Annotated in this window: 25 protein-coding genes, 1 tRNA gene and 1 pseudogene; 16 read left to right on the top strand and 11 right to left on the bottom strand. The window is 62.4% G+C overall.

What is annotated here, in order from left to right:
- Positions 1–18 precede the first annotated feature (18 nt).
- Together BJI47_RS00145 and BJI47_RS00140 are read right to left on the bottom strand one after the other, a co-directional pair.
- Positions 19–1650 carry an acyl-CoA dehydrogenase family protein gene (locus BJI47_RS00145; protein WP_088941809.1) on the bottom strand — a complete coding sequence of 544 codons (1632 nt, stop codon included), beginning with the start codon at positions 1648–1650 and terminating at the stop codon, positions 19–21.
- The gene (locus BJI47_RS00140; RefSeq protein WP_088941808.1) at positions 1640–2251 is read right to left on the bottom strand and encodes a TetR/AcrR family transcriptional regulator; all 612 of its coding nucleotides are present in this window, start codon (positions 2249–2251) and stop codon (positions 1640–1642) included. The genes BJI47_RS00145 and BJI47_RS00140 overlap by 11 nt, the downstream gene beginning before the upstream one ends.
- 60 nt (positions 2252–2311) lie before the next feature.
- On the opposite strand from BJI47_RS00140, the gene BJI47_RS00135 reads away from it, so the two are divergent.
- Both BJI47_RS00135 and BJI47_RS00130 read left to right on the top strand, forming a co-directional pair.
- The gene (locus BJI47_RS00135) at positions 2312–3076 is read left to right on the top strand and encodes a crotonase/enoyl-CoA hydratase family protein (RefSeq protein WP_088941807.1); all 765 of its coding nucleotides are present in this window, start codon (positions 2312–2314) and stop codon (positions 3074–3076) included.
- Positions 3076–4296 carry a hypothetical protein gene (locus BJI47_RS00130; RefSeq protein WP_125458616.1) on the top strand — a complete coding sequence of 407 codons (1221 nt, stop codon included), beginning with the start codon at positions 3076–3078 and terminating at the stop codon, positions 4294–4296. Before BJI47_RS00135 ends, BJI47_RS00130 begins: the two co-directional genes overlap by 1 nt.
- Positions 4297–4342: 46 nt before the next feature.
- Here the strand turns inward: BJI47_RS00130 and BJI47_RS00125 are convergent, their stop codons facing one another.
- On the bottom strand, positions 4343–5104 hold the full coding sequence (locus BJI47_RS00125; protein WP_088941805.1) for an SDR family oxidoreductase: 762 nt from the start codon (positions 5102–5104) through the stop codon (positions 4343–4345).
- Between the two features lie 29 nt (positions 5105–5133).
- Here BJI47_RS00125 and BJI47_RS00120 point away from each other — a divergent pair, with 29 nt between their 5' ends.
- Entirely contained in the window at positions 5134–6570 is a 1437-nt protein-coding gene (locus tag BJI47_RS00120) for an NAD(P)/FAD-dependent oxidoreductase (protein WP_088941804.1), read from the top strand.
- Between the two features lie 3 nt (positions 6571–6573).
- Here BJI47_RS00120 and BJI47_RS00115 read toward each other — a convergent pair whose 3' ends face one another.
- From BJI47_RS00115 to BJI47_RS00105, 3 genes and pseudogenes are all read right to left on the bottom strand, one after another.
- Entirely contained in the window at positions 6574–7518 is a 945-nt protein-coding gene (locus BJI47_RS00115) for an APC family permease (RefSeq protein ID WP_088941803.1), read from the bottom strand.
- Between the two features lie 79 nt (positions 7519–7597).
- Positions 7598–7939, bottom strand: a pseudogene (locus BJI47_RS00110) (2-hydroxyacid dehydrogenase); the annotation flags it as partial.
- Between the two features lie 192 nt (positions 7940–8131).
- Complete coding sequence (locus tag BJI47_RS00105) at positions 8132–9325, bottom strand: CoA transferase (protein WP_088941802.1); 1194 nt, start codon at positions 9323–9325, stop codon at positions 8132–8134.
- 104 nt (positions 9326–9429) lie between these two features.
- Here BJI47_RS00105 and BJI47_RS00100 point away from each other — a divergent pair, with 104 nt between their 5' ends.
- Positions 9430–9651, top strand: coding sequence for a hypothetical protein (locus BJI47_RS00100; RefSeq protein WP_088941801.1), 222 nt, complete (start codon positions 9430–9432; stop codon positions 9649–9651).
- 65 nt (positions 9652–9716) lie between these two features.
- Here BJI47_RS00100 and BJI47_RS00095 read toward each other — a convergent pair whose 3' ends face one another.
- Positions 9717–10289 (bottom strand): molybdenum cofactor biosysynthesis protein, encoded by a 573-nt coding sequence (locus BJI47_RS00095; protein WP_088941832.1) that lies wholly within the window; start codon positions 10287–10289, stop codon positions 9717–9719.
- Positions 10290–10343: 54 nt separating this feature from the next.
- Between BJI47_RS00095 and BJI47_RS00090 the strand changes: the two genes are divergently transcribed.
- Entirely contained in the window at positions 10344–11897 is a 1554-nt protein-coding gene (locus tag BJI47_RS00090) for a carboxylesterase/lipase family protein (RefSeq protein ID WP_088941800.1), read from the top strand.
- On the opposite strand, the gene BJI47_RS00085 is transcribed toward BJI47_RS00090, so the two are convergent.
- Positions 11890–12756 (bottom strand): Fpg/Nei family DNA glycosylase, encoded by an 867-nt coding sequence (locus BJI47_RS00085; protein ID WP_088941799.1) that lies wholly within the window; start codon positions 12754–12756, stop codon positions 11890–11892. The genes BJI47_RS00090 and BJI47_RS00085 overlap by 8 nt on opposite strands.
- 29 nt (positions 12757–12785) lie before the next feature.
- On the opposite strand from BJI47_RS00085, the gene BJI47_RS00080 reads away from it, so the two are divergent.
- The 3 genes from BJI47_RS00080 (at position 12786) to BJI47_RS00070 (ending at position 14480) form a co-directional block, all read left to right on the top strand.
- Positions 12786–13586, top strand: a complete 801-nt coding sequence (locus BJI47_RS00080; protein ID WP_088941798.1) for a thymidylate synthase — start codon at positions 12786–12788, stop codon at positions 13584–13586.
- Entirely contained in the window at positions 13586–14092 is a 507-nt protein-coding gene (locus tag BJI47_RS00075) for a dihydrofolate reductase (protein WP_088941797.1), read from the top strand. The genes BJI47_RS00080 and BJI47_RS00075 overlap by 1 nt, the downstream gene beginning before the upstream one ends.
- Positions 14093–14153: 61 nt before the next feature.
- Positions 14154–14480 carry a cupin domain-containing protein gene (locus BJI47_RS00070; RefSeq protein ID WP_084347738.1) on the top strand — a complete coding sequence of 109 codons (327 nt, stop codon included), beginning with the start codon at positions 14154–14156 and terminating at the stop codon, positions 14478–14480.
- Here BJI47_RS00070 and BJI47_RS00065 read toward each other — a convergent pair.
- Complete coding sequence (locus BJI47_RS00065) at positions 14477–15343, bottom strand: universal stress protein (RefSeq protein WP_088941796.1); 867 nt, start codon at positions 15341–15343, stop codon at positions 14477–14479. The two genes, BJI47_RS00070 and BJI47_RS00065, sit on opposite strands and share 4 nt — an antisense overlap.
- 161 nt (positions 15344–15504) lie before the next feature.
- The gene (locus BJI47_RS00060; RefSeq protein WP_254900307.1) at positions 15505–16377 is read right to left on the bottom strand and encodes an acyl-ACP desaturase; all 873 of its coding nucleotides are present in this window, start codon (positions 16375–16377) and stop codon (positions 15505–15507) included.
- Positions 16378–16762: 385 nt separating this feature from the next.
- On the opposite strand from BJI47_RS00060, the gene BJI47_RS00055 reads away from it, so the two are divergent.
- The 8 genes from BJI47_RS00055 to BJI47_RS00020 all read left to right on the top strand — a co-directional run bounded on the left by BJI47_RS00055 (position 16763) and on the right by BJI47_RS00020 (position 23492).
- Positions 16763–17962: a helix-turn-helix domain-containing protein gene (locus tag BJI47_RS00055; protein WP_254900306.1), complete on the top strand. Its 1200-nt coding sequence runs from the start codon at positions 16763–16765 to the stop codon at positions 17960–17962.
- 222 nt (positions 17963–18184) lie between these two features.
- The gene (locus BJI47_RS00050; protein ID WP_088941831.1) at positions 18185–18883 is read left to right on the top strand and encodes an ABC transporter ATP-binding protein; all 699 of its coding nucleotides are present in this window, start codon (positions 18185–18187) and stop codon (positions 18881–18883) included.
- On the top strand, positions 18880–21354 hold the full coding sequence (locus BJI47_RS00045) for an ABC transporter permease (RefSeq protein ID WP_088941793.1): 2475 nt from the start codon (positions 18880–18882) through the stop codon (positions 21352–21354). Before BJI47_RS00050 ends, BJI47_RS00045 begins: the two co-directional genes overlap by 4 nt.
- Before the next feature lie 34 nt (positions 21355–21388).
- Positions 21389–21464: transfer RNA gene (locus tag BJI47_RS00040), tRNA-Arg, on the top strand.
- A gap of 162 nt (positions 21465–21626) precedes the next feature.
- Positions 21627–22163 carry a hypothetical protein gene (locus tag BJI47_RS00035; protein WP_088941792.1) on the top strand — a complete coding sequence of 179 codons (537 nt, stop codon included), beginning with the start codon at positions 21627–21629 and terminating at the stop codon, positions 22161–22163.
- A 119-nt stretch (positions 22164–22282) separates the two neighbouring features.
- Entirely contained in the window at positions 22283–22519 is a 237-nt protein-coding gene (locus BJI47_RS00030; protein ID WP_125458615.1) for a hypothetical protein, read from the top strand.
- 56 nt (positions 22520–22575) lie between these two features.
- Positions 22576–22989: a hypothetical protein gene (locus tag BJI47_RS00025; protein WP_125458614.1), complete on the top strand. Its 414-nt coding sequence runs from the start codon at positions 22576–22578 to the stop codon at positions 22987–22989.
- A gap of 65 nt (positions 22990–23054) precedes the next feature.
- On the top strand, positions 23055–23492 hold the full coding sequence (locus tag BJI47_RS00020; protein WP_139804837.1) for a hypothetical protein: 438 nt from the start codon (positions 23055–23057) through the stop codon (positions 23490–23492).
- 19 nt (positions 23493–23511) lie between these two features.
- Here the strand turns inward: BJI47_RS00020 and BJI47_RS00015 are convergent, their stop codons facing one another.
- Complete coding sequence (locus BJI47_RS00015) at positions 23512–24135, bottom strand: tyrosine-type recombinase/integrase (RefSeq protein ID WP_088941788.1); 624 nt, start codon at positions 24133–24135, stop codon at positions 23512–23514.
- Positions 24136–24198: the final 63 nt, after the last annotated feature.

The raw sequence follows: 24198 nt of genomic DNA, 5'->3' as shown, positions 1-24198 counted from the left end.
ACCAGCCACCAGCCACCCCTACACCCGAGCCAACACCGCCCGCGTGTCCACTCCGGTCGGCAGGGTTCCGAATGCACCGCCCCAATCTTCACCGAGTCTGCTGGCGCAGAATGCATCGGCGACGGCCGGATCTCCGTGGCGGACGAGGAGCGATCCTTGGAAGACGAGTGCCATGAGTTCGACGACGCGTCGAGCACGGTACTCGATGTCGGAGCGGTCCGAGAGTTCTTTGCCGACGCGTGAGATGGCGTCGTCGAGGCGCGAGTCGGATCCGGATGCCAATGACACTTCGGTGAAATACGCTTCGACGCTGTCCGGCTGCTTGGCAAGTGCGCGAAGCGAATCCAGTGCTGCGACGTTGCCCGAGCCCTCCCAGATCGACATCAGCGGCGATTCGCGAAAGAGCCGCGGCATGCCAGATTCTTCGACGTAGCCGTTACCGCCGAGGCATTCGAGAGCTTCGGCGGCATGTGAGGGTGCACGCTTGCAAACCCAGTACTTGCTGACGGCCAGGGCGATTCGCCGCAATTCTGCTTCACCGGCATCACCGTGTGCTGCGCGATCGGTGGCTCCGGCCAATCGCATCATGGCCACGGTTGCCGCCTCCGATTCGATCACCAAGTCCGACAACACATTGCGCATCAGCGGCTGATCTATCAGCGGCACACCGAAGGCGGAACGGTGTCGGGTGTGATGCACCGCGCGGACTGTTGCGTTACGTATCCCCGACGCCGAGCCGATCACGCAGTCGAGGCGTGTCATGTTGACCATCTCGATGATGGTTTGGACGCCGCGTCCTTCTTCGCCTACGAGCCACCCTGTCGCGCCCTGGTATTCGAGTTCGCCCGAGGCATTGGACTTGTTGCCGAGCTTGTCCTTGAGGCGTTGGAGCACAAGGCGATTGCGGGTTCCGTCGGGCAGTACCCGAGGGAGCAGGAAGCACGACAATCCACCGGGTGCGTGCGCCAACGTGAGGAACATATCGGACATCGGCGCGGAGGTGAACCATTTGTGTCCGACGATTGCGAATGTTCCGTCCGAGGACGGAGTGGCCGTGGTGGTGTTCGCTCGGACGTCGGATCCGCCTTGCTTTTCGGTCATCGACATTCCGGCGATGATCCCCCGTTTGGTGGTGGGAACGCGGAGGCCGAAATCGTAGTGAGTCGATGCCAGCAGTGGTTCGTACACTTCTGCCAGCTCTGGATTGTGGCGTAGTGCAGGCACCGCCGCGTATGTCATGGAGATCGGACACATGTGGCCTGCCTCGGCTTGACCCCAGGCATAGAACTTGGCGGCCCGGGCAACGTGGGCGCCGGAGCGATCGCACCGCCAGGGTGTCGCGTGCAGTCCGTTGGCCACCGCCACCGCCATCAGGTCGTGCCAGTGCGGATGAAATTCCACCTCGTCGACGCGGTTGCCGTAGCGGTCGTGGGTGCGCAGGATGGGAGGGTTGTCGTTGGCGAGCCGACCCCACTCCTGCACTTCGACACTGCCTGCGAGATCCCCGAGTTCACGAAGCTCGCTCGACGCCCACTCCCCTCCCTCGCGGCGGAGTCCTTCGAGGAGGGTCGCGTCGTTCGAGGTGTCGTACGGCACCAGATCGGGAACCTGGTTGAACACGGTGTGGGTGACTGGAAACTCAGCGGTCACGGCGGACTCCTAACGAGCGCAGGGCGAATGCAACCAGATCGGGTACGACATCGGACTGTGTCGCCGACGTGCTATCCGGGCCGAGCGGGCCGACGAGAACTTCACCGACGGCACCGACGAGTCCGGCCGCCGCGAGGTCGGCGTTCTGTTCCGGAATGTCTCCCGCCGCGATACCTGCAACGACTGCGCGGGCGATAGCGTCGGTGAAGCTCTTGCGGAAGACGAGCCGTTCGGCGTCGACTGCACGATCGACGGGTTCTGCGAGCAGCGCGTAGGCCATGGTGCGGTTGCTCAAGGCGCGCCCGGCGAAGGTCTCGACGATGGCCGTGACTCGTTCGACGACAGTGCCGGTGGAACCGGCTTCCGCGACGGCGTCGACCTCCCGGCTGCATACTTCACGAAATATCGCGACGACGAGGTCGGATTTACTGGCGAAGTGCGTATACACGCTGCCTGTGGAGACTCCGGCCGCAGCGGCGACCGAGGCGATCGACAGGCCCTTGTAGCCGTGGGCGGACAGCACGTCGATGGCGGACGAGAAGAGCGTGTCACGTCCGGCGTCGAGCCTGGCTTGCACGGCCGTGGTGCGGCGGTACGGCATGTGAAGGATTGAAGCACTGATTCAGTGCTTCACACAAGACCTCTCGAGTACGGTTCAAGCATGTCAGTTTCGATCGTGCGTTCCGGACCGGTCACCACCATCGTGCTGTCACGCCCCGAATCCCGCAACGCGGTGGACGGACCGACAGCTGCTCAACTCGTCGCGGCCTTCGAGGAGTTCGATGCCGACGAAGACGCCGCTGTCGCGGTGCTGTGGGGCGAGGGCGGCACGTTCTGCTCGGGGGCCGACCTCAAAGCGGTGGGCACCGAAAGATCGAATCACGCCACCGAACACGGCGACGGCCCGATGGGCCCGACGCGGATGCGGTTGTCGAAACCGGTCATCGCCGCGGTATCCGGCTTCGCCGTCGCGGGCGGACTGGAACTCGCCCTGTGGTGCGACCTACGAATTGTGGAGCAGACCAGTACCTTCGGGGTCTTCTGCCGACGCTGGGGCGTACCACTCATCGACGGCGGCACCGTGCGACTGCCGAGGCTGATCGGCGCCTCACGCGCGATGGACCTCATCCTGACCGGCCGTGCCGTCGACGCGGAGGAGGCACTCGCGATAGGCCTGGCAAACAGAGTGGTCCCGACGGGACGTGCGCGGGCGGAAGCCGAAGCTCTCGCCGCGCAACTCAGCACGTTTCCGCAGACCTGTATGCGTGAGGATCGGATGTCACTGCTGGAGCAGGACGGTAAGAGCGAAGAAGACGCCATCGTCAACGAATTTCGACACGGGGCAATCTCGATGGCGGCCGACGCCCTTGCCGGTGCTCAAAAGTTCGCGTCGGGCGCGGGAAGGCACGGGGTGCCGAACCAGTGATGTCAGCCCGACTGTCCGTCATAGACGACATCTTCCTGCGCACCCATCGAGGCTTCGGCATTCCAATCGTGCTGCAAGGAGTCTGGCGCAGCGAGGACGCCGTCGATCACGTCGAGCTGGCGGCGATCCACTCCAATCTGTCGTTGGGACCACTCGGACGCCGGGTCGTCACCCCGACCGTGCCCGGTGCTCGACGGCGATGGGTTCCGAGCTCGGACTCACTACCGCTCGAGTACGACACCACTCCCCTTGCCGCGTCGGAGGTGCTCGACTGGGCGGACGCGCAGGGTGAATGCGACCTGGATCCGGAAGCCGGCCCCAGCTGGCGGCTCTCGGCACGATCGACCGACAACGGCGGCACCGTCCTGTCGCTGGTCTGCTCACATGTCGTCGCCGATGCTGCGGGTCTGATCGAGGCTGCACGGATGGCTTTGGCCGGTATCGTCCCGCCGAGATCGCATGCGTACCCGATCTCCGACCTCTGCGACGCCGCCGCACTGGCCTGGCGTGTATGCAAAGCTGCTGTTCGAGCCCTCGCCGGCTTGCTGTTCAGTCGGCATGCCCGAAGCGAGCTTCGTGACTACGTCCGAGCTTCGTCCGGAGCGAGTCCGCACGAAGTGTTCGTCACCACTGCGGTATTCGATGTCGAGGCTCGTCTGAGCAATTCGGAGTTCATCTCCGTCGTCACCGAGCTCATGGTGGCACTCGGGCAGCACGAACCGGTGTCGATCAACGTCCCGTTCCGCTCGAACACACCGGGCGCCAATGGAATCGGAATGGCCACGGTTCAGATCTCACACACCGATTCACTCGCAGAGATCAAGAATTCCTGTAAGCGTGCGTTCACCACGCCCGCGGGTGCTCCGAGCGGATTCCCTGCCGAAATGGTCCAGCTGCTGCCCGAGCGTGCAGCTGCGGCCCTCACCTCGGCACCGGGGCACGCAAGCGCCTTGTGTTCGAACATCGGCGACCTACCTGATTCGGTCGGCGGCATCGGCAGCCATCGCGCGAGCGCCCTGGCGACGCGGGCGCTCCACCCCTACTCCCCGTCGGCGCGCACCACCACGATTTTGTCCGCCTACCTCTCGACGCTGAACGGGACGTCGACGTTGTCGCTTGTCGGCACCGATCCGGCGTTGATTCCGTCCTCCGAAACTTTGGCCGATCACGCGCATACGGTGTTGACGCATCGGCAACTCACTGCCCGATCGTGGCGATAGGTCTACCGTGAATGCATGAGCGAGCAGGACATCCACCTGCAGTAGGTCACACCAACCGGTTGGTAATTTTGTTCGGCAGAAAACGCAGAGCGATATCGATGCCCTGCCACTTGAGACCGGGCAATGCGGCGCGCCGCGATTCTTTCTCGATGGCTTCGACCATCGCGCTGACTCCCTCGTCGAGAGTTGCTGTCAGAGAAGAATTGTCACCGGCCTTCGAGGACATGTCCGTGGCGATGAATCCGGGCAGTAGCGTCGTGACGACGATGTCCGTCTTGGCGAGTTCGGTGGCCAACGCTTCACCGAGGGCGGCAACTCCGGCCTTGCTTGCCGAGTACACGGCCTTCGCGCCCGGAAGACCGCGGTCCGCGCTGATGGACGAGACGAGTACGAGATGACCGTGCTTCTGTGCGCGGAAAATTTCGAGTGCGGCCTCGGCCTGCGATAGTGCACCGACGAAGTTGGTGCGAGCGGTTGCGAGGTTGGCGTCCGCGCGCCCGGATCCGATCTTCGCGCCCTTACCGAGACCGGCATTGACGATGACGCGGTCGAGACCTGAGAGTTCGTCTTTCAACTCCCCGAATACGCGGACGACAGCGTCATGATCGGTGACGTCGAGTGCTCGAACGGCAACCTTGATTCCTGGGTTGGCGGCGATGAGCTCCTCACGCAACACGTCCAGTCTGTCGACTCGGCGCGCGCACAGCGCCAGATCTCTGCCGGTGGCTGCAAACCGCCGGGCCATCTCCTCCCCGAGCCCGGAGCTGGCACCGGTGATCAGGATCTTCTTCCTCGTCTTCCCTGTCATGACCGCCGACCCTATGCCACGCTGAGGTGATGACCGAAAAGAGCACTGACGAATTCGATGTCATCGTGATCGGCGGCGGGCCCGTCGGCGAGAACGCGGCAAGTTATGCCATCGCCGGCAGCGATCGCACCGCAGTCATCGTCGAGCACGAACTCGTCGGCGGTGAATGCTCGTATTGGGCGTGCATGCCGAGCAAAGCGTTGCTGCGTTCCGGCGAGGTCTTCGACAGTGCCCGAAAGATGCCGGGCGTCGAAAAGTTGATCGGTGACCGATCGCTCGACGTGGAGGCCGTGCTGGCGCGTCGGGAAACGTTCACTCATTCTCTCGACGATTCTTCCCAGGTCGAATGGGCCGAATCCGCCGGGATATCGATCGTCCGCGGAAGCGGCCGCCTTACCGGCACCAAGACGGTCGACGTCGGTGGTCGGACGCTGACGGCCCGACACGCTGTGGTTATCGCGACGGGAACTACTGCATCAGTCCCGAACACCCCCGGGTTGCGTGACGCATTGCCGTGGATATCTCGCGACGCAACCAACATGCATGAAGTTCCCTCCCGAGTCGCCATCATCGGTGGCGGTGTCGTGGCGTGCGAGAGCGCTACGTGGCTCCTTTCCTTCGGTGCCGAGGTGACCATGATCGTCCGCGGGTCGGCCCTGCTTGCTTCCGGCGAACCGTTCGCCAGCGACCTCGTTGCCGATGCGCTTCGTGCGCGGGGTGCGGAGATTCGCTTCGATGCGGAGGTGACGAGCGTGTCGCGTCCCGATGCGCGCGACACCGGTGTCGGAAAGATACACGGCGGACCTGTCGAATTGACGGTCGGCGGCGAGAAGATCACCGCGGACGAGGTTCTCGTCGCGGCGGGACGACGCCCGGCAAGCGGAGACCTCGGGCTCTCGACAGTCGGGATGGCGGACGACAAGTACGTCGATGCCGACGACCAATTGTCCGTGGCCGGCACCGAGTGGCTGTACGCCGCGGGCGATATCAACGGGCGCGCTCCGCTGACGCATATGGGCAAGTACCAAGCCAGGATTGCCGGTGATGTCATCGCTGCGCGAGCCGAAGGTAAACCGTTGCACGGCAAGCGGTTCGCTGCTACCGCTGATCACGGACAGGTACCTCAGGTGGTCTTCACTGCGCTCGAGGTCGCGTCGGTCGGGCAGACCGAGAAGCAGGCCCGCGAGGCGGGAATCGACGTCGAGATTCTGGGTGTGGACATTGCCGTCGCCGGATCCTCGCTGCAGCAGGACGACTATTCCGGTCATGCGCAGTTGGTGGTCGACAAGGCAGCCGACGTGATCGTCGGTGCAACCTTCGTCGGGCCCGGGGTGGCCGAATTGGTCCATGCGGCAACCGTTGCTGTTGTCGGCAAGGTGACGCTGGAGGACCTGTGGCATGCAGTCCCGTCCTACCCGACCGTCAGTGAGGTGTGGTTGCGGTTGCTCGAATCACGCCGCGAGTAACCGTCAACGCAGGGACGCGGCCGCAATGCCTGCATAGGTCTCTGCGTCTCGACGCCGGATTCTCAGCGCCACGAGGACACCGGCGATCGCGGCAAGGATGAGGACAACCGGGATGGCATTGACGACAACGGAATCGGATCCGGTCAGAGTGCTGTAATGGGTTCCAGCCAGGATCAATCCCGTCGTCAGGCCGACGAACCCGATGCCCGGAGCGACGACCGTGCGCCCCATCGACCGGTCCGGACGCGGCCAGAAGAAGACCACGACCGACAATGCGGCCGCCGCCTGTAACGCAATGATTCCCAACGTGCCGAGACCGATTGCGCCCGCAGCCACCACCAGATAGGGATCAGCTCCCACGACCGCGAATACGACAAGTACGAAGGTACTGACAGCCGTCACTGTGATGCTGCCGATGTGCGGGCTGAAATGGACGGCATGGAACCGCCCGAGAACCTCGGGTAGTACTCGTTCACGACCGAGTGCGAACAGGTACCGACCTGCGGCGTTGTGCACTGCCAGATACGACGCGAGAACGCTGGTGCACAGCAACACTGCGGTGCCGTCGTAGAGGATTGTTCCACCGTATTCCTGGGCCAGTGCGAACAGGTGGGTGAAGTATCCGAACGCTGCGGCGAGTCCGCACGCGAGCGAGGTGTACGCGAGCACCGCGACGTACGCAGCTGCGACACCCGGCGGTTTACCGAGCGCAAGCCCCACGTAGGTGTAGAAGGCACCCGAATTGATCACTTGCTGACTCATCGCCGCGAAACCGACCGAAAAACACAGCAGCACAATGCCGCTCACTGCGAACGCGGCAGGCAGTCCCGCACCATTTCCTCGAATGAGCGCCAAGGGAACATTGCCGATCATGGCAGCCATCGGCGCTGCTGCTGCGACGACGAGGAACACCACGCGACCGGTGGTGAGTGTGCGCCGCTCGTTCATGCGTCTCCGAACTTCTTCGAAAGCACCCAGGGGCTTTCCGCCACCATCGAGGTAAGAAGCTACGCCCCTTTTACTTCGATCACAGCACGACTGGAGAATTCACCAAGTACGGAGGTGGGGTGCCGTTGGCCATCGCCGCAGCATTTTCGGCACAGAGCCGCGCCATCTCCGATCGCACCGATACCGTGGCGCTTCCGACATGCGGCAGGAGCACCACATTGGGCAATCCGGCAAGACCGGGTGCCAGCTTCGGTTCGTTCTCGTACACGTCGAGTCCCGCGCCACCGATGGCGCCTTCACGTAGAGCCGTAACCAGTGCAACCTCGTCGACCACGGGACCGCGAGCAGTGTTGATCAGGATCGACGAGTTCTTCATCGCCCGCAGCGTCGACGCATCGACGAGGTGATGGGTGTCGGCGTTGAAATGTCCATCCCTGGTGCGGGAATCGGCGCGGTGACCAAGATTTTTCGCATCCGACCCACTCGAATGCGAGAGCATGACCGGACTGTGCGTTCTGAACCGACTTGGAATGCACGGGTGCTCCGAGATCTATCGACAGCTGTTCCGATATCTCCACCATGGCTGCCGGGGTAGCGGGAGTCAGCCTGTACATCACAGTCCCATCTCTTCTTCGGTCCTACCCAGAAGGGTGGAGAGCACTTCTCTGGTGTGCTCACCGAGGTCCGGACCGACCGAGCGGATCGGAATCGATTTATCACCGATCACGGGCACGATTCCGACGAATCCCACCTCGGCCGGTTCGGCTTCACCGGTGTCCACCTCGAAGTTCTGAATCATGTTGCGCGCCTGGTACTGCTCGTCGGCGACGACGTCCGCTGCCGTGTAGATCGGGCCGGACGGTACTCCTGCTTCGTCGAGAATCCTCAATGCGTCCTCGCGCGAATGCAGGCCGGTCCACGCCGAGATAGCGGCGTCCAATTCCTCGCGCCTGCTCCAACGGCCGGCATTCGAGGACAGCTCTGGATCGGCTCCGAGGTCGGGGCGGTCGATCGTCGCCATATAGCGCGCAAAGATCGCATCTCCATTGCCCGCGATGATGATCGAATGACCGTCATTGCAGGGGTACGCGTTCGACGGCGCGATGCCTTCCATCCGGCCACCGACTCGCCCACGTTCGACGCCGTAGGCGAGATAGTCAGGGATGAGCGACTCCATCATGGACAGAATCGATTCGTTGAGTGCGACGTCGATGGAACGCTCCGACAACGACAATGCCGAATTCGCATTCTGTCGCTGAAACAGCGCCATGACGCACCCGAACGCCGCGTACACCCCGGCGATGGAGTCGCCGATGGAGACTCCGACGCGGACCGGTGGCCGGTCGGCGTCGCCCACAAGGTTCCGGAATCCGCCGTAGGCCTCGGCGACTGCCGCAAACCCTGGACGATCGGACATCGGGCCGGTCTGCCCGAACGCCGAAATGCGGGTAATGATCAACTCGGGATTCTTCGCACTGAGCACTTCGGGCGAGAGCCCCCACTTCTCGAGCGTGCCCGGCCTGAAGTTCTCCAACACGATGTCGCATTTCTCTGCCAAGTCGATGACGTCCCGACGCCCCTGCTCGGTGCGGAGATCGAGCACGATCGACTTCTTGTTCCGGTTGATGGTCCGATAGAGCATCGAGGTCGTTCCGGAGTAGAGCCGCCAGTTGCGTAGCTCGTCGCCCGTCCCAGGGCGCTCGACTTTGATGACCTCGGCCCCGAAGTCCGCCAGCATCCTGGCCGCGGTGGGTGCCGCAATGTAATTTCCGAGCTCGAGGACGCGAACACCACTGAGCGGCAACATGTTCTCCCTTTCGTACCTCGAAGTGGAAGCATCACACTTGATTGTCCAGCTGCGATAGAGCCACCGTCGAACTGCCTGATCCGCCGACGAATGAGGTATAGCACATGAAAAGACTTGCAGCCGTTGCTCTCACTGCAGCCGTCATAGGCCTTGCGGCGCCCGGAGTCGCAAGTGCGGATACCGGCAGCTCGAGTACCGGCAGTTCAGAGATAGCGTCGGCGGCGACAGGGCTGTTGTCGTTCTTCGCGGAGGTATGGGCGAACTGCGGGTTTCTTGGGTTTACGAACCTGTGTGGAGCCCCGGGCGAAAACGCGTACATCGGCTGAGATCGAAAGCCGAGAGCTATGAACTACTGGACCGACGCGCCCTGATCCAGGCCACAGCGCGCAACCTATCGCAGGGGTTGGGCTCGTTTCACCTGCGACGACGCCTTTGCCGCATCCAGTTCCACCGGGGAGTGCAGGGTCACCGGACCCACGCGCAGGATGCCGTCGTTCAGTGGTTCGGTCCGCAGACCACCGCGGCCGATCAATGCCTTCCGGGCGCCGGGGATCACCATCGAATCCATCCATGAACAGGGATGCGCGGGCCTACCTCCGCGGAATCGCACTGTGCCTTCGCCGGAGTCGAATTCGAATTCGAATTCGATGCCACGCAGCGGATCGAGTTCGACGCCGCGTACAACCACGTTGCGCCTGGCCACGGACGGATCGGGCATGTCCGTGCCGAGCACGTCACCGGCCGCCTCCCACGCTTCCGCGGCAAGAAACGTCATCGCCGCCTCGGTGTGCGCTTTCACACCGAAGAAGCGATCTCCGCGGATACCCTTGTTCGCGACGATCTCGACACGGTCGACCAGCTCGGTGGACACGTCCGCCGCGGGGCCGTCCTTCGAACGACCGAAGTACGCATGGGCCGGAGATACGAGAAGTTGCACGATCTCCGCGCGGTAGTGGAAAAGCATCTCCCCATTCTCCACTCCTACCCCTGGGTAACGTTACATTTGTACACTCGGTGTATGTCAGTGGATACCAGAGTGACCACCGCGGACGGCGTCATCCAAGGCAAGTCGCTGGGGGACCTTCTGACCTGGCGCGGCATCCCGTACGCGGCACCGCCCGTCGGACCACTACGCCTGCGTGCGCCGCAACCGACCGTGGCGTGGGAGGGCGTTCGGGACGCGATCGAATGGGGCAACGCGTCTGTGCAGAACAAGGCTTACACCAGACTCTCCATCAACAAGTACCAGCCGGTGAGCGAGGATTGCCTCAACCTCAATGTGCTGGCCCCCGCTGCAGCGAGCGCGAAGCCGAGGCCGGTCATGGTGTTCATTCACGGCGGTGCCTATACCCTCGGCAGCTCAGCGACGCCGTTGTACGCCGGCGGCTCGTTGGTACGACGTTCGCTACGCGAGAGTGACGGCATCGTCTATGTGTCGATCAACTACCGTCTCGGGTCCCTCGGCTACTTGGATATGACCCAGTTGTCGACGCCCGAGCGGCAGTTCGATTCGAACCTCGGATTGCGCGATCAAGTGGCGGCGCTCGAATGGGTCCAGCGCAACATCGACCGGTTCGGCGGTGACCCCGACAACGTGACGATCTTCGGAGAATCGGCGGGCGCCAATGCCGTCACGACTCTGCTTACGACACCTGCAGCCAAAGGGTTCTTCAGGCAGGCTGTTTCGGAGAGTTCGGTGCCAGGTCTCGTCGCGACGCACGAGCGCGCAACACAGTGGGCGAAGGAGTTCCTAGGTCACCTCGGCGGCGACGCCGCACATGCCGCGCAGACACTGGACTCCGCCGATGTCACAGAGTTCGGCCGTGCCGGAAACAGGCTCGCCAAGTCAGTTCTCGAACAAACTCCCGGGCTGCACCCGTTCGGTCCGGTCGTCGACGGGGATTTCCTGCCGCGCAATCCGCTCGAGGCCTATGCCGACGGCACTGCACACCGAGTGCCGCTGATCATCGGCACGAACAGCCGCGAGGCGACACTGTTTCCCAAGATCCTCGATGCGTTGCCGACCAACCCCGAACGCATCGACAAGCTGTTCGCCCTTACCGATCCGGCGGCGAAAGCTGCTGTCACCGACGCCTATCCCGGCTATCCCGACGCCGATGCCGCGATCGACCTGGGCGGGGACTTCACCTTCTGGAAGCCTTCGCTCGAGGTTGCCGAAGCGCATTCGAAGTACGCACCGACCTACAGTTATCGCTTCGACTTCGCGCCGAGAATAATGCGGTGGCTCGGACTCGACGCGACGCACGGATTCGAGATGTCTGCAGTATTCGGTCTCAACGACACAGTGGTCGGCAAGTTGATGACGATTCCAGGAGGCCGTTCGGCCTGGGCTGCTGTCACCGAGCAAGTGCAGTCGCAGTGGCTGCACTTCGCAACCACCGGCGCACCGCTGGAGTCGTGGCCCGAATACTCCGAGGACACTCGCGAAACGATGATCTTCGACGTCCGCACACGCGTGCAGCGCGATCCTCGACGCGACCGTCGGCTCGCATGGGAGGGCTACCGCGGATATGCGAGCCAGATGACCGAGCCGTTCAGCGCCGCTATTTGAGAAGCCGCGACATCCGGCGGTCGGCAAGAATCTTGCCGCCCGTCTGACAGGTCGCGCAGTACTGGAACGATCGCTCGGCGTAGGACACCTCGCGGACCGGGTCGCCGCACACCGGACACGGCAAACCCGTTCGGGCATGCACAGCCATTCCGGACCGCTTCTCGCCCTTCAGTCGTGCGGCGTCCTGCCCTTCGGAGCGGGCGACGGCGTCGGCGAGCACTTCGCGCATCGACCGGTACAGCACGGACACGGCCTCGGCGTCGAGTTTGCCGGCCGAGGCGAACGGGGACAGCTTCGCCACGTGCAGAATCTCGTCGGAATATGCGTTTCCGATCCCGGCGATGAGCGACTGATCGACCAGGGCCGTCTTCAGACGCGCGTTGGTGCCGCCGAGAAGCTCGGCGAACTCGGGTTCGGTCACGTCCATCGCGTCCGGACCGAGGCGGGCGATTCCCGGAACTTCGCGCGGATCGTGGACGACCCACACTGCCATCCGCTTCTTGGTGCCTGCCTCGGTCAAGTCGATGGCCGGCGTCAGCCCTTCGGGAGTGAAGAAGTGGACTCGGAGCGCTAGCGGGCCTTTGCCCGGCTTCGGCGGCGTGGCGCTCGGGTTGTCGGTCCAGCGCAGCCAGCCACCACGTGAGAGGTGGGTGATCAACCACAGGTCGCCTGCTTGCAATCCGAGGTGTTTGCCGAACCGAGCCGCATCGGTGACATCACGCCCCTGCAGATCGGTGACGGGCGGATCGAATGTCTTGAGGACACTCAGCGCGGCGATGTCGATCCGGCCGATGACGGCCCCTACTGCGTGCGCGCGCAGGAACCCGGCGAGCGCTTCCACCTCGGGCAGCTCAGGCATTGATACAGTATGCGCCTACACTGTTCACCGTGAAGGTTCCAACGCCGTACGAGGACCTGCTCCGCCACGTTCTCGATTCCGGCACTGCCAAATCGGACCGTACCGGAACGGGTACCACGAGCATCTTCGGGCATCAGATGCGTTTCGATCTCAGCGAGGGCTTCCCGCTGATCACCACCAAGCGCGTGCACCTGAAGTCGATCGTCTACGAATTGCTGTGGTTTCTGCGCGGCGAGTCCAACGTCGAGTGGCTGCGCGAGCATGGTGTCAGCATCTGGGACGAGTGGGCAGCCCCGGACGGTGAACTCGGGCCCGTCTACGGCGTGCAGTGGCGATCGTGGCCGACGCCGTCGGGCGAGCACATCGACCAGATCTCCCAGGTGATGGATACCCTCCGCACCAACCCGGATTCACGACGCATGATCGTCTCGGCGTGGAACGTCGGTGAGATTGCGCAAATGGCGTTACCGCCGTGCCATGCGTTCTTCCAGTTCTATGTTGCCGACGGCAAGCTGTCGTGCCAGCTGTATCAACGCAGCGCCGATCTTTTTCTGGGCGTTCCTTTCAACATCGCGAGCTATGCGTTGTTGGCGCACATGGTGGCGGCGCAGGTCGGCCTCGAGGTCGGTGACTTCGTATGGACGGGCGGGGACTGCCACATCTATGACAATCACCGTGATCAGGTCGCCGAGCAGTTGACCCGTGAGCCGTACGCCTACCCGAAGCTGAAACTCGCACAGCGTGATTCGATCTTCGATTACACCTTCGAAGATGTCGAGGTCGTCGGGTACGAGCACCACCCGGCCATCAAGGCGCCGGTGGCAGTCTGATGCCCACTCGTCATATCGGAATGATCTGGGCGCAGGCCACTGGCGGAACCATCGGCGACGGCGGGTCCATCCCCTGGCGAGTACCGGAGGATTCTGCGCATTTCAAACAGATCACCGCTGATCACGCGGTGATCATGGGGCGCAAAACTTGGGATTCTCTTCCGCCGAAGTTCCGTCCGCTGCCGGGCCGACGCAACATCGTGGTCACCCGCAACCCGGACTGGCAGGCGCGAGGCGCTCAGGTCGTCTCCAGCGTCGACGCTGCGCTGAGTCTCACCGAAGGCGACACCGCCTGGATCATCGGCGGAGGTGAGATATACCGAGCGGCAATGCCGTTGGCGACGGAGTTGCAGGTCACCGAAATCGACCTCGATATAGAGGGCGATACCTCGGCGCCGGAGGTCACCGGTGAGTGGTCGGCACTTACCGGACAATGGTTGATCAGCCGAAACGAAGGCATCCGATATCGCCACGTTCAGTACGGCAAGGCTTACCAAAGTACTTGATCTGCACAGTCATTCGAGCAGACCGCTCTGACCGAAGCTGCTCGTGGGTCATAATGAGCGCATGGACAAGAAGTCACTCACCGCCCTTGCCCGACAACAGTTGAAACTTGCCGTCGGCACGTCCAGTGGCAGAAGTTCACAGACCGTCTACGGCGGCCATCAGCGCCATCTCCGTCAGACAGTGGTAGCTCTCGTCGCAGGTACCAAGCTCGGCGAGCACGACCTGTCCGGCGAATCGACCGTGATCGTTCTCAGCGGTCAGCTCAAGCTGGTGAGCGGCGAGAAGTCCTGGAAGGGCTCTGCAGGCGATCTCCTGGTCGTGCCGGACGCGAGGCACAGCGTCGAGGCCGTCGAAGACGTCGCGTTTCTCCTGACCGTCTCCATCTAGGAGCCGCGAACCACCATCACCGGGCAGTCGGCAGTCTGGATCAACGCGTAGCTGGTGGATCCGAGCAACATGCCGGTGAATCCGCCTCGTCCACGACTGCCGACCACGATCAGCGCGGCCTGCTCGGACAACTGACTGAGCACGCGCACCGGACGATCCTGGGCGACGACGCGTCGCACCTCGACGTCCGGATACTTCTCCTGCCAGCCTGCAAGGCTTTCCGCGAGCACGGCTTGTTCGGAGGCGGAGATGACATCCCAGTCCTGCGGTACACCTGCGCCGTGCGAGAGGCTGACATCGGACCAGACGTGCACCGCTATCAACGCCGAACCACGTTGCGCTGCTTCGACGAACGCGGCAACGATCGCAAGCTGATTGATTGCCGAGCCGTCGACTCCAACCACTACCGGCCCCTGAGCCGGCGGCAGACCATCCATGGACCGCCCACGGACTACCACGACCGGGCAGATGCAATGCGCGCTGAGCGCGACCGCCACCGATCCCAGTACCCCCGAATCCGATTCGCCGAGCCCACGCGCACCGAGGACCACGAGGTCGCTTCTGGACGACTCGTCGAGCAGAACGTCGACGGTGTTGCCCTCACGCGCTTCGACGACGATATCGAGCGGGGCACCTTCGACCGACTCACGGGCGAGGATTCGGGCGGCATCGAGGCGTGAGCCCGCTACTGCCCGCGCTGTTTCGCCAGGGTCTCGCGGCGTAAGTGGCGAATGCGATGCGATAGCGGTGACGATGCGCAACACCGCGTTCCTGGCAACGGCCGAATGGGCGGCCCAGATCGCCGCACGGTCAGACGATTCCGATCCGTCGATGCCTACGACAATGGTTCGGGATCTATTCACGTGCGAACCTCCGGTAGGGATCAGATGTCGGCCCAGGATAGACGACATGCGGTCCCGACGGGGGCAACAAAAAGGTGCCTCCCTCCAGTTCCATCACGAAACCGGAGAGAGGCTACTTTTCCCACAGACCCCCCGGGGAGCTATTTCCTCGTACGTCGCCCCTACGACGCACGGAGCTTTTGGGCCTCGATCACTTCCGCCTGGTTTTCCAAGTCGTCGAGGAAGTCCGAGAGTATCGCCGTGCTTCCCGCACCCCGGCCGAGATCGACACGGTCGAAGATTCGCCAGTGCCTCAGGATCGGCAACAACACTTCGTCGAGGTGACGTCGTAGATCGTAGATCCCGTTGCGTGAGACGAGCATCGCGCTGCGTTCGAAACCTGGCATACCGGTGCCCGGCATCCGAAAGTTGAGGATGACCTCGGTGATGGCCTTCGCCATCTGGGCAGGTGCGATATCGAGCGCGGCAGACGCTGCGTCGCGAAGAAAATCCAGGTGCAGTTGCTGGTCCGCGACGATGCGCCCCAGAAGTTTCGTGGCCACCTGATCGTTGCACTCGGCCGTCGTGTTGCGATGACTGACCATGGTGGCCATGACGTCGACCGTGGCGTGCACGATCGACCGCAGCAGGTGCTGTCCTTCCATCGCGGATTCGATCCCCACGGTCATGCACTGAAAACGCGCTCGGTCCAACGCAACCGGATCTACGCTGCGCGTCGCCACCAGGTATCGATGGATCGCCTCGGCGTGACGCTTCTTCTCACTGTTCCACTCGTGCATCCATCTGGACCACGTGTTGCGAGCGGTACTCGTCCCATACGCTTCGAGGTGATCGAGCGCAGTACTACTGTGCGTCAGTAGCGCGGTGACCAGCGCTGCCTTGGCAGTCTCGGTCAGTGTGGATCGGCGCTGGCGCCAATACCTCTCGGGATCTACGTACTCTGCCGGGTCCCAGGTGGTCGCTGCAGCCAAGTGCCTGTGCAGATTCGCTCCGATCACCGGTTCCAGCTCTCGAAGCAATACCAGTTGACTCACCGACCCGCTGACCATCCCACCCCCTCGCTCGCATCTCGCACGTTTCTCAGCCCGATCGACAACGCTAAGCGGTCGACCACCGTGGCGCGAACCAGATTCTGATTGTTTAGGTCATGTCGCAAGCCTCAGGACATGAATTTGAGAGCCTTCACAAATTCTTTCTTTCAAACCCTGGATAACGCGTTGATAACATCCTATGATCAAGTCCGTTAGAGGCCAGGAAACAAACTCGAAGTATGGAAAAGCGTTCAGATACCGTGCCTCACTCTAAAAAAATGCAAGTTTGCACTATAGAACGTGTGAGTAACTTTGTTCCCTCCAGAGCTGAAGTTCCTACCCGAAGGGCTGATCTGTGACCGTTCACAACACTAAGAGCCTCGGAATAATGGTCGCAGGCGAGCTCGCGTCCGCTCCGCTTCGCGATTTCCGTGCCGTGGCACGCCAACTCGTCGGCCACTTCGCCGCCAACACTCCCTGCGGTTCATTGCCCGGCGAGCAGTTGCACGGCGACGTCACCGAATTCACCGTCAAATGCATCAGCATCGCGGTCCAGATGCTCGACGAACGTCGACCCCCCAACGAGAGCGATCTCGCCCAACTGCGAGCCAAGGCGAGCCAGTGGGCACGCGAAGGTGTGCCACTCGAATCAGTGCTCACCGTCTATCACGAGGGAATTCAGATCGGCTGGAATCTCGTATCCAAGCGCGCAGGCGAAGGTGACACCAGCAACCTGATCGAGGCGGCCAGGATGTTCGTGCTGCTGTCGGAGAAAGTATCCATCGCGGCGTCGAAGAGCTATGTCGAGGAACTCCAGGCGGTCGCCAGCGAACACCACACAGCTGCACACACATTGGTCTCCTCACTACTCAGCGGCCACAATGCCGTCGCAATCGCGCGCCAGTCCGGCATTGAACTCGCCGAGAGCTACCTCGTACTCGCGATCTCCGTCCCCCCGCACCCGGACGAGAACGACCCGGCGATCCAGAAGACAGTCGCGGCCCGTCGCAAGCTACGACGCGTACAAGCCGAATTGGCAACGATATGCGGGCGCACTCCGTTGTCGATGCTGAGCACCGAGGGCGGCACCGTGCTCATCCCCGGCGTTCACGATGAAGAATGGGTCGAAGCTCTGGTGCATCGCATCAGTACCGCCGCCGAAGTTCCCGTCACCGTGACAGCCGAGCAGGCCGCCATGCCCGACATCCCCACAGTTGCCGACCAGGTCCATGAACTTCTTGCGCTCGCGCACCAACTTCACCGACCTTCGGGTCTGTACCGAATGGACGATCTGGTCCTCGAATACCAGCTCACCCGGCCTGGTCCAGGCCGCCGTCACCTTCGCCAGATTTTGGAACCACTCGATTCTTCGCCGGAGTTGCTCGAAACACTCGAGATCCACATTTCGCACGACCTCAACCGACAGCGATCGGCGCGCCAGCTACATCTGCACACCAACACGGTCGACTATCGGCTCAAGCGGATCGCTCAGCTCACCGGTTTCGATCCGACCCGTCCCTCGGGCATCCGCCACCTTCAAGCTGCACTTGTCGCGCGCCGGCTCGAAGCCTCTCAGGGTGCTGCTTAGAAATTCTCCGACCAGGGTAGTAACAGTGGAGGAATAGTTACCTCAGGGCCGTGGTTGAACACTTCGACAGCGTTCGATCCATGCCCCGGGTACCAACACATTTGCCGCTTCGAGCGGCCTCTTGCCGAGAGGCGCACTGGCGGACGCTGTCACTACAGAGAACCGCCCGCACTTGTGTGGGCGGTTCTCCTTTTTGGAACGGGAGCCATGAACATGGCAGCACTGTCGCTACACCTCAACCGCGTCGTCAAGCAGTACTCGGCCGGAGATCAACCGGTACGAGCCCTCGACGGCGTAGATCTCACGATCGAGGGTGGACAGTTCGTCTCGCTCGTCGCTCCCTCCGGCGCGGGGAAGAGCACCTTGTTGCACATGCTCGGTGCCCTCGACGTGCCAGACTCGGGATCGGTCATCTTCGACGGCGTCGACATCACCCGATTGAGCGACAACGAGCAATCGGACTTTCGACGGCACGAAGTCGGCTTCGTGTTCCAGTTCTTCAATCTGCTCCCGACGATGTCGGCGTGGGAGAACGTCGCCGTCCCCAAACTTCTCGACGGAATGCCCATACGTAAGGCCAAAGCCGATGCCCTCCGCTTGCTCGACATGGTCGGCATGGCCGATCGAGCCGAGCACCGGCCCGCGCAACTGTCCGGTGGACAGATTCAACGCATCGCCATAGCCCGAGCTCTCGTCATGAATCCGGCGCTGCTGATCGCCGACGAACCGACCGGCAACCTCGATTCCAAGACTTCCCAAACCGTTCTGAACATCCTCGCCGACATAGCCCACGACAGCGAGCGCACCCGAGCCGTCGTCATGGCTACGCATGACCTCGAGGCCGCGCGCAACACCGACCGGGTCATCAGCATGCTCGACGGCCGGATCGACACCGATGTCTTGTCCGGTTCCGGACTGTGATCGAAACCGCTCTCAGTCGATTCCGAGTTTTCGGGCTTCGAGATCTGCGCATGCACTGGGTTCGAACGCTCGTCTCGGCGGCCGTCGTCGCCGTCGCCGCAGGTCTGCTCATCGCAGTGCTCGGAACATACGGTTCGCTCACCGGATCGGTCGAACGGCTCACCGCCTCCATTGCCGGCAACGCGGACCTCGAAGTCATCGGCGTCACCGACAGTGGGTTCTCCCAGTCCGAACTCGATGTGGTTCGCGCAGTGCCGGGCGTCGACGCGGCCGTTCCCATACTCCGCAGCGACCTCATGACCGGGATCGGGAAGATCACCGTCATCGGCGTCGATTCCTCGATCACGGCACTGGACTCCGATCTGCAATCCGCCGTCTCCGGGTCGGTCACCGAATTCGCCAAGCCTGGATCAGTGCTCGTCGGACCCTCGACGGGGTTGCAGAAAGGCGAAAGTTTCGAGGTCGGCGGGACACCGTTGACCGTCGCCGGTGTGATCTCCGGTGCAGGATCGCAGCGAATCGGTGGCGGAAAGTTTGTTCTCACACCATTGAACTTGGCGCAGACGCTCACCGATCGCGCAGGGAAAATCGACTCGATCTTCGTGATCGACGGTCCGGATCAAGGTGTCGAGGAAGCAGTGACCGACGCCGTCGCCGGCCGCGTCGCGGTGATGGACCCCGACTTCCGAGCCGATCGAGCGGACGCCGCGATCAGCCTGACACGCAACGCAACGTTGATGGTCTCGCTGATCGCCTTCGTCGTCGCAGGCTTCCTCGTGTTCAACGTCATGAACATGGCAATAGCCAAACGTCGACCCACCATCTCGGTATTGCGCTCACTCGGTGGCAGGCGCTCGACCATCGTCCGCGATCTCCTCGGTGAAGCAGCCCTGGTCGGATTGATCGGCGGGGCAATCGGCACTCCGCTCGGAATCATCATGGGCCGCATCGCCATCAGCAGTCTGCCGCCCTTTCTGGTACAAGAAATCGACACTCGCATCGAATACGTGCTGCCGGGCTACGCCATCCCTGTAGCGATCATCGCCTGCATCCTGGCCTGCGTCGGAGCCTCCGCGCTCGCCGCAGTTCAGGTGTACCGAATCTCGCCGATAGAAGCACTCGCCGTCGGGGGCTCGGAAACGGACACCGGCAGAAGTAGGTACGTCACGGTCGGCGCTGCATCACTCGGAGTGCTCGGCATCGTCGGAGCCGTCGTACTCGCGTCCACGGTCGAAGGCCAACTCACCCTCGCCGCCGGTGCACTGTTCCTGGTCGGCGTCGTGGCACTCTGCATCAGCGGAACCGATCTCATCGTCGACGCCGTCGCCGCACTCCCCCGCCGCTGGGGTGGCGCAGGCCGACTCGCGACGGCCACCGTCGAACGCGCACCGCGACGGATCTGGGCGACGGTGATGACCATCGTCGTCGCCGTCGGAGTCAGTGTCGGAGTGTCCGGAGCCCTGGACAACTTGACCTCCGCAGCGACGGATTCACTGTCCTCACTCGGTCGCACCGACATCTACGTTTCACTCACCCCAAGCTCGGTTGTGCCCGCGGGCTCCACCTTGGATCCCGCAGTGGTGCAACGTGTCCGCGACACCCCAGGAGTACAGAACGTGGTCGAAGGTCAATGGGCCTACGCCACGCTCGGCGAAGAATTCGTCTCCATCCAAGCAGTCGGCGAGGGCAGCAATGCCGTCACCCTGTCCGTCCTCGACCAGGACGTTCGCTCTGCGGTGCTACGCGGCGACGGTGTCGCGATCTCTCGCACACTCGGTGAAGCACAGGGCATTTCGGTGGGAAGCACCATCGAGCTGCCCACCCCTACAGGCATCCGAGAAGTCGAAGTCCTGGCACTCGTCGACTACCTCAACGCCGCAGGGGGAACAATGGCCATTTCGCTGCGATCGATGCAGCAATGGTACGAACGCCCCGGCGCGACCTACCTCGAAATAGCCATCGACGGGGACGCCGCCACCGTGCTCGGCGAACTCGACTCCACCCTGCCGCCAGAGGTGTACGTCTACTCGGGCGAGGAAGCGCTGGCCGGGGCCAGCGGGTCCATCGCGCAGGCCGGAGCGCTGGCCGTCGCGCTGCAATGGATCGTCGCACTCGTCGCCGCCGTAGCACTACTGAACACGCTGACACTGTCCGTCCTCGAACGCCGACGCGAACTCGGCGTCCTACGCGCCATGGGCGGGCGCCGCGGCACACTCGCACGGATGGTCATAGCGGAGGCAGTCGCCGTCGGGATCGTCGGCGGCATTCTCGGCATCGGAATCGGCGCCGCCCTGCAATACCTCAGCACCCTCATCCTCGGCGCGAGCACCGGAATCTTCATCCCCTACTCCATCGGGCCGACCGTGTTGATCTACGGACTCGTCGCACTCGCCCTCTCACTCATCGGATCGGCACCCCCAGCCCTCCACGCTGCACGTTCGACAATCGTCGACGCGATTGCCGCCGACTGACAAGGCGAGTTGTACACTCGCACGTGCACAACTCGCCTTCGTAGCTCAGGGGATAGAGCAACCCTCTCCTAAAGGGTAGGTCGCAGGTTCGAATCCTGCCGAGGGCACCACGTAAAGGCGCAGGTAGAGCGCCTGCGAGGCCCGATCCGAGGGGCTGAACCGACCGATCCAAGGCCGAAACGCGCGTGATTTACGCGTGAAGCGCGATCGTGTCGGGTAGGGCAGCTAGACTGCCAACGTCCGAAGCTGGGGTGTGACAACTAGGGGGTTCGTTGATCTGGCCGTGGTTGGAATGGACTAACGCCGCCCTGAGCGTTCCGCTCGCCTTGATCGGCTTCGTAGCCGCGATATGGCAAGCCGTTCTTGCCAAACGCGCCGCCATCAAGGCGAAGGATGCAGCCGAGGCAGCGCAAGCCGCAGCCGAGGCAGCAGCGAAGTCTGCTCGCGAGCAATTCAAGTTGCTGAGTACAGCCTCAATTGGCCCGCACCTTGTTCGACTCGAAGAAAACATCGACTCAGCCATAGACAAGAAATCTCCCGAACTGCTCACCGTTGCCATTCTTAATTGGCGTTGGCAGGCGGGTATGTGTAGACAGTTTCTTGACCCGAGTAAGCCTCAAGAAAAGACGCTTATGAGTAATATCCAAAAGTCAATCGTTGCAGTCAAGACGTTGAAGCTGGAAATTCTTCAATTCGACAACACCACCAATTGGACCACCCAGACTAGTCGGCTTCGAAAAGCGATTGGTGAGGTAACCGCAGACTTAGGACCACTGGCCGCCCAACAATCAGTCCAGGAGCTCGAATGACACGTCCACACGCTCAAAGAATGTCGCTACTTATTTCAAGCCTGATCGGTAAAACCCGTAGCACTGGACCAGATCGCGTTAGCTGGGAGAGCACGGGCCCCGACCGCTACGAGCTCACTTTGACCAACACGACGATCGTAATCTCGACACGCGACGGCGATGGTTCTGCGCCCTACGTATTCAAGATCATCGATGGTAGCGGCAGGACCGTCGAGACGGTGGAGTACGAATCCGCGAATTACAACGTCTACGAGCTTGACTCTCTCTACGAGGCCGTGAGCGTGAATTCATCCGGGGTTGACGAAAAATTGGGAGAAATCTTCACGGAACTTGGGATTGAAGAGCCACCTTTCTGACCTTTTCTTTTCCCTAATTGGGATACTTGCAAGATGCGCAAGCCAAGAAAGCTACCATGGACCTCGCTGTATATTTGCTGTACACGGTTGCCCTCGCGCTTCAACTCGTCGGCGCTGGTTTAGTCGTGCTTGATGTACGGCAGGCACAGCGCAACCTCGATTCGTTTAAAAAGAAGTTGGACGAAGCGCAAACTGCGAAGGATGAGCACATAAAGGCGCTCGCCAAACAAAGTGGTCGCAGTTATCCAGGATTCGGCGGAGGGCGGATCAAGGGGCCGACCATCTCGCCCCTGGCGTTTGAACCGATCGCCAATCAGCTAGGCCCGAGCGCTCCTATCGAACGACAAGCTCTCACGGAGTTCGTCCAATCACAGTATGCAGTCAGCAAACAGCGCAGGTGGGTCGGAGTCATCCTGCTGTTCATAGGCGTCCTCGCGGGATACGCGGGCAGTATGCTTTCAGTGGCCTGACGTTGGGCCTCCCCGCTGTAAAAATGGGGGGCCATCGTTTTACTCTTGGCCGCTACGATCCGCGTATGAAACGAACCTTTTTGTCTGTTTTTGGAGTAGCAGTGACCGCGATGTTGGTTTCGGCGTGCGGTAGCTCCGAGCCCGAGGCCGCACCGGAGGCGGCAGCAACCACCGCTGCCCCTACGACTACCGCTCGGCAACCCGTCGACGCGGCTGGCTTCATGAAGAAACTCAGCGCAGGCAAGGGCGACCTCTTAAGCGTGGAGCCGATGAAGCAAGCCAACATCATCTGTGATCAGCTCGACGCAGGTGAAGCCCCTGCCGCAGTTGCAGCAGCCACGTTGACGCGATTGAATACTGACTACGCGGCCCAAGGCGGCGGTGGTAACCCGATTCTTGGCCTAGCTGCGTGGGATGCGTTCAAGGCGAACGTGTTGACGGTCAATTCAGCAATCTACGTCTGCCCGGAACACGAGGACGCAGTACGCGCGTCGGTCAGGTAGCGGGAGGGTCACAACGAAGCTAACCCGTCGAGCGGCGTCGAAACTGAACTACGTTCGACCCCCTGTGCGGGACTAAGTGCTTCGTGGCCGGTTCCGCCAGGGGGCGGGTGAGCGGGGCTTGCTTCCCGCCCTCGTTCTCCGCGATGTAGTCCGCGTAGACGTTGAGCGTGGTCACGTAGGACGCATGCCCGAGCCATTTCGAGACCTGCATGTAGTGTTCCCCCGCGCTCAGGCTCATTACCGCGAACGTATGGCGGAGGTCGTGCCAGCGGGAGTGCGGCAGTCCAACCGCTCGTAGGGCTGGTTCGAAGTAATGGTCAGCGATGTTGCCGGGGTTGATCGGAACGCTCCACTTGTATCCCGATGATGGCGCGGGCCGAATGCAGGTCGCCGTCGGGTCGTAGGTCGCGTTGCGGCGGTCGGCGGTCCCATTCTTCCGGCGTACCTCCGGGTCAACGACCGTCGCGCGCTCTGGCCGGATCGCGTCTTGTGTAAGTCCGTCGGGCAACGTCTCCCCCGTCGCGTACCGACCAGGGAACAATGGCGCGTTCGGGTCGTAGTCCGCGCGGCGGGCGCTGCCGAACGGGTGGACCTCCAGTAGGTACCGGCGCAAGTCGTCCGCGAGCCACCCGTCAATCGGCACTGTGAGGCTCCCCCCGGATGGTGGACACCGAGATAGCGGGATCGATGGTTCCGCTGGAAGGAT

It is taken from the genome of Rhodococcus sp. 1168 (assembly GCF_002091955.1).
In the GTDB taxonomy this organism is placed as follows: domain Bacteria; phylum Actinomycetota; class Actinomycetes; order Mycobacteriales; family Mycobacteriaceae; genus Rhodococcoides.
This window is presented reverse-complemented; position numbering and strand designations above follow the sequence as displayed.

What these genes read in the sequence shown, in the direction of transcription:
- BJI47_RS00090 (WP_088941800.1), top strand. Translation starts at nt 10,344, where the DNA reads ATGTCAGTGGATACCAGAGTGACCACCGCGGACGGCGTCATCCAAGGC.
- BJI47_RS00070 (WP_084347738.1), top strand. Translation starts at nt 14,154, where the DNA reads ATGGACAAGAAGTCACTCACCGCCCTTGCCCGACAACAGTTGAAACTT.
- BJI47_RS00055 (WP_254900306.1), top strand. Translation starts at nt 16,763, where the DNA reads ATGGTCGCAGGCGAGCTCGCGTCCGCTCCGCTTCGCGATTTCCGTGCC.
- BJI47_RS00085 (WP_088941799.1), bottom strand. Translation starts at nt 12,756, where the DNA reads ATGCCTGAGCTGCCCGAGGTGGAAGCGCTCGCCGGGTTCCTGCGCGCG.
- BJI47_RS00095 (WP_088941832.1), bottom strand. Translation starts at nt 10,289, where the DNA reads ATGCTTTTCCACTACCGCGCGGAGATCGTGCAACTTCTCGTATCTCCG.
- BJI47_RS00115 (WP_088941803.1), bottom strand. Translation starts at nt 7,518, where the DNA reads ATGAACGAGCGGCGCACACTCACCACCGGTCGCGTGGTGTTCCTCGTC.
- BJI47_RS00105 (WP_088941802.1), bottom strand. Translation starts at nt 9,325, where the DNA reads ATGTTGCCGCTCAGTGGTGTTCGCGTCCTCGAGCTCGGAAATTACATT.
- BJI47_RS00020 (WP_139804837.1), top strand. Translation starts at nt 23,055, where the DNA reads ATGAAACGAACCTTTTTGTCTGTTTTTGGAGTAGCAGTGACCGCGATG.
- BJI47_RS00140 (WP_088941808.1), bottom strand. Translation starts at nt 2,251, where the DNA reads ATGCCGTACCGCCGCACCACGGCCGTGCAAGCCAGGCTCGACGCCGGA.
- BJI47_RS00125 (WP_088941805.1), bottom strand. Translation starts at nt 5,104, where the DNA reads ATGACAGGGAAGACGAGGAAGAAGATCCTGATCACCGGTGCCAGCTCC.
- BJI47_RS00025 (WP_125458614.1), top strand. Translation starts at nt 22,576, where the DNA reads ATGGACCTCGCTGTATATTTGCTGTACACGGTTGCCCTCGCGCTTCAA.
- BJI47_RS00135 (WP_088941807.1), top strand. Translation starts at nt 2,312, where the DNA reads ATGTCAGTTTCGATCGTGCGTTCCGGACCGGTCACCACCATCGTGCTG.
- BJI47_RS00100 (WP_088941801.1), top strand. Translation starts at nt 9,430, where the DNA reads ATGAAAAGACTTGCAGCCGTTGCTCTCACTGCAGCCGTCATAGGCCTT.
- BJI47_RS00120 (WP_088941804.1), top strand. Translation starts at nt 5,134, where the DNA reads ATGACCGAAAAGAGCACTGACGAATTCGATGTCATCGTGATCGGCGGC.
- BJI47_RS00075 (WP_088941797.1), top strand. Translation starts at nt 13,586, where the DNA reads ATGCCCACTCGTCATATCGGAATGATCTGGGCGCAGGCCACTGGCGGA.
- BJI47_RS00130 (WP_125458616.1), top strand. Translation starts at nt 3,076, where the DNA reads ATGTCAGCCCGACTGTCCGTCATAGACGACATCTTCCTGCGCACCCAT.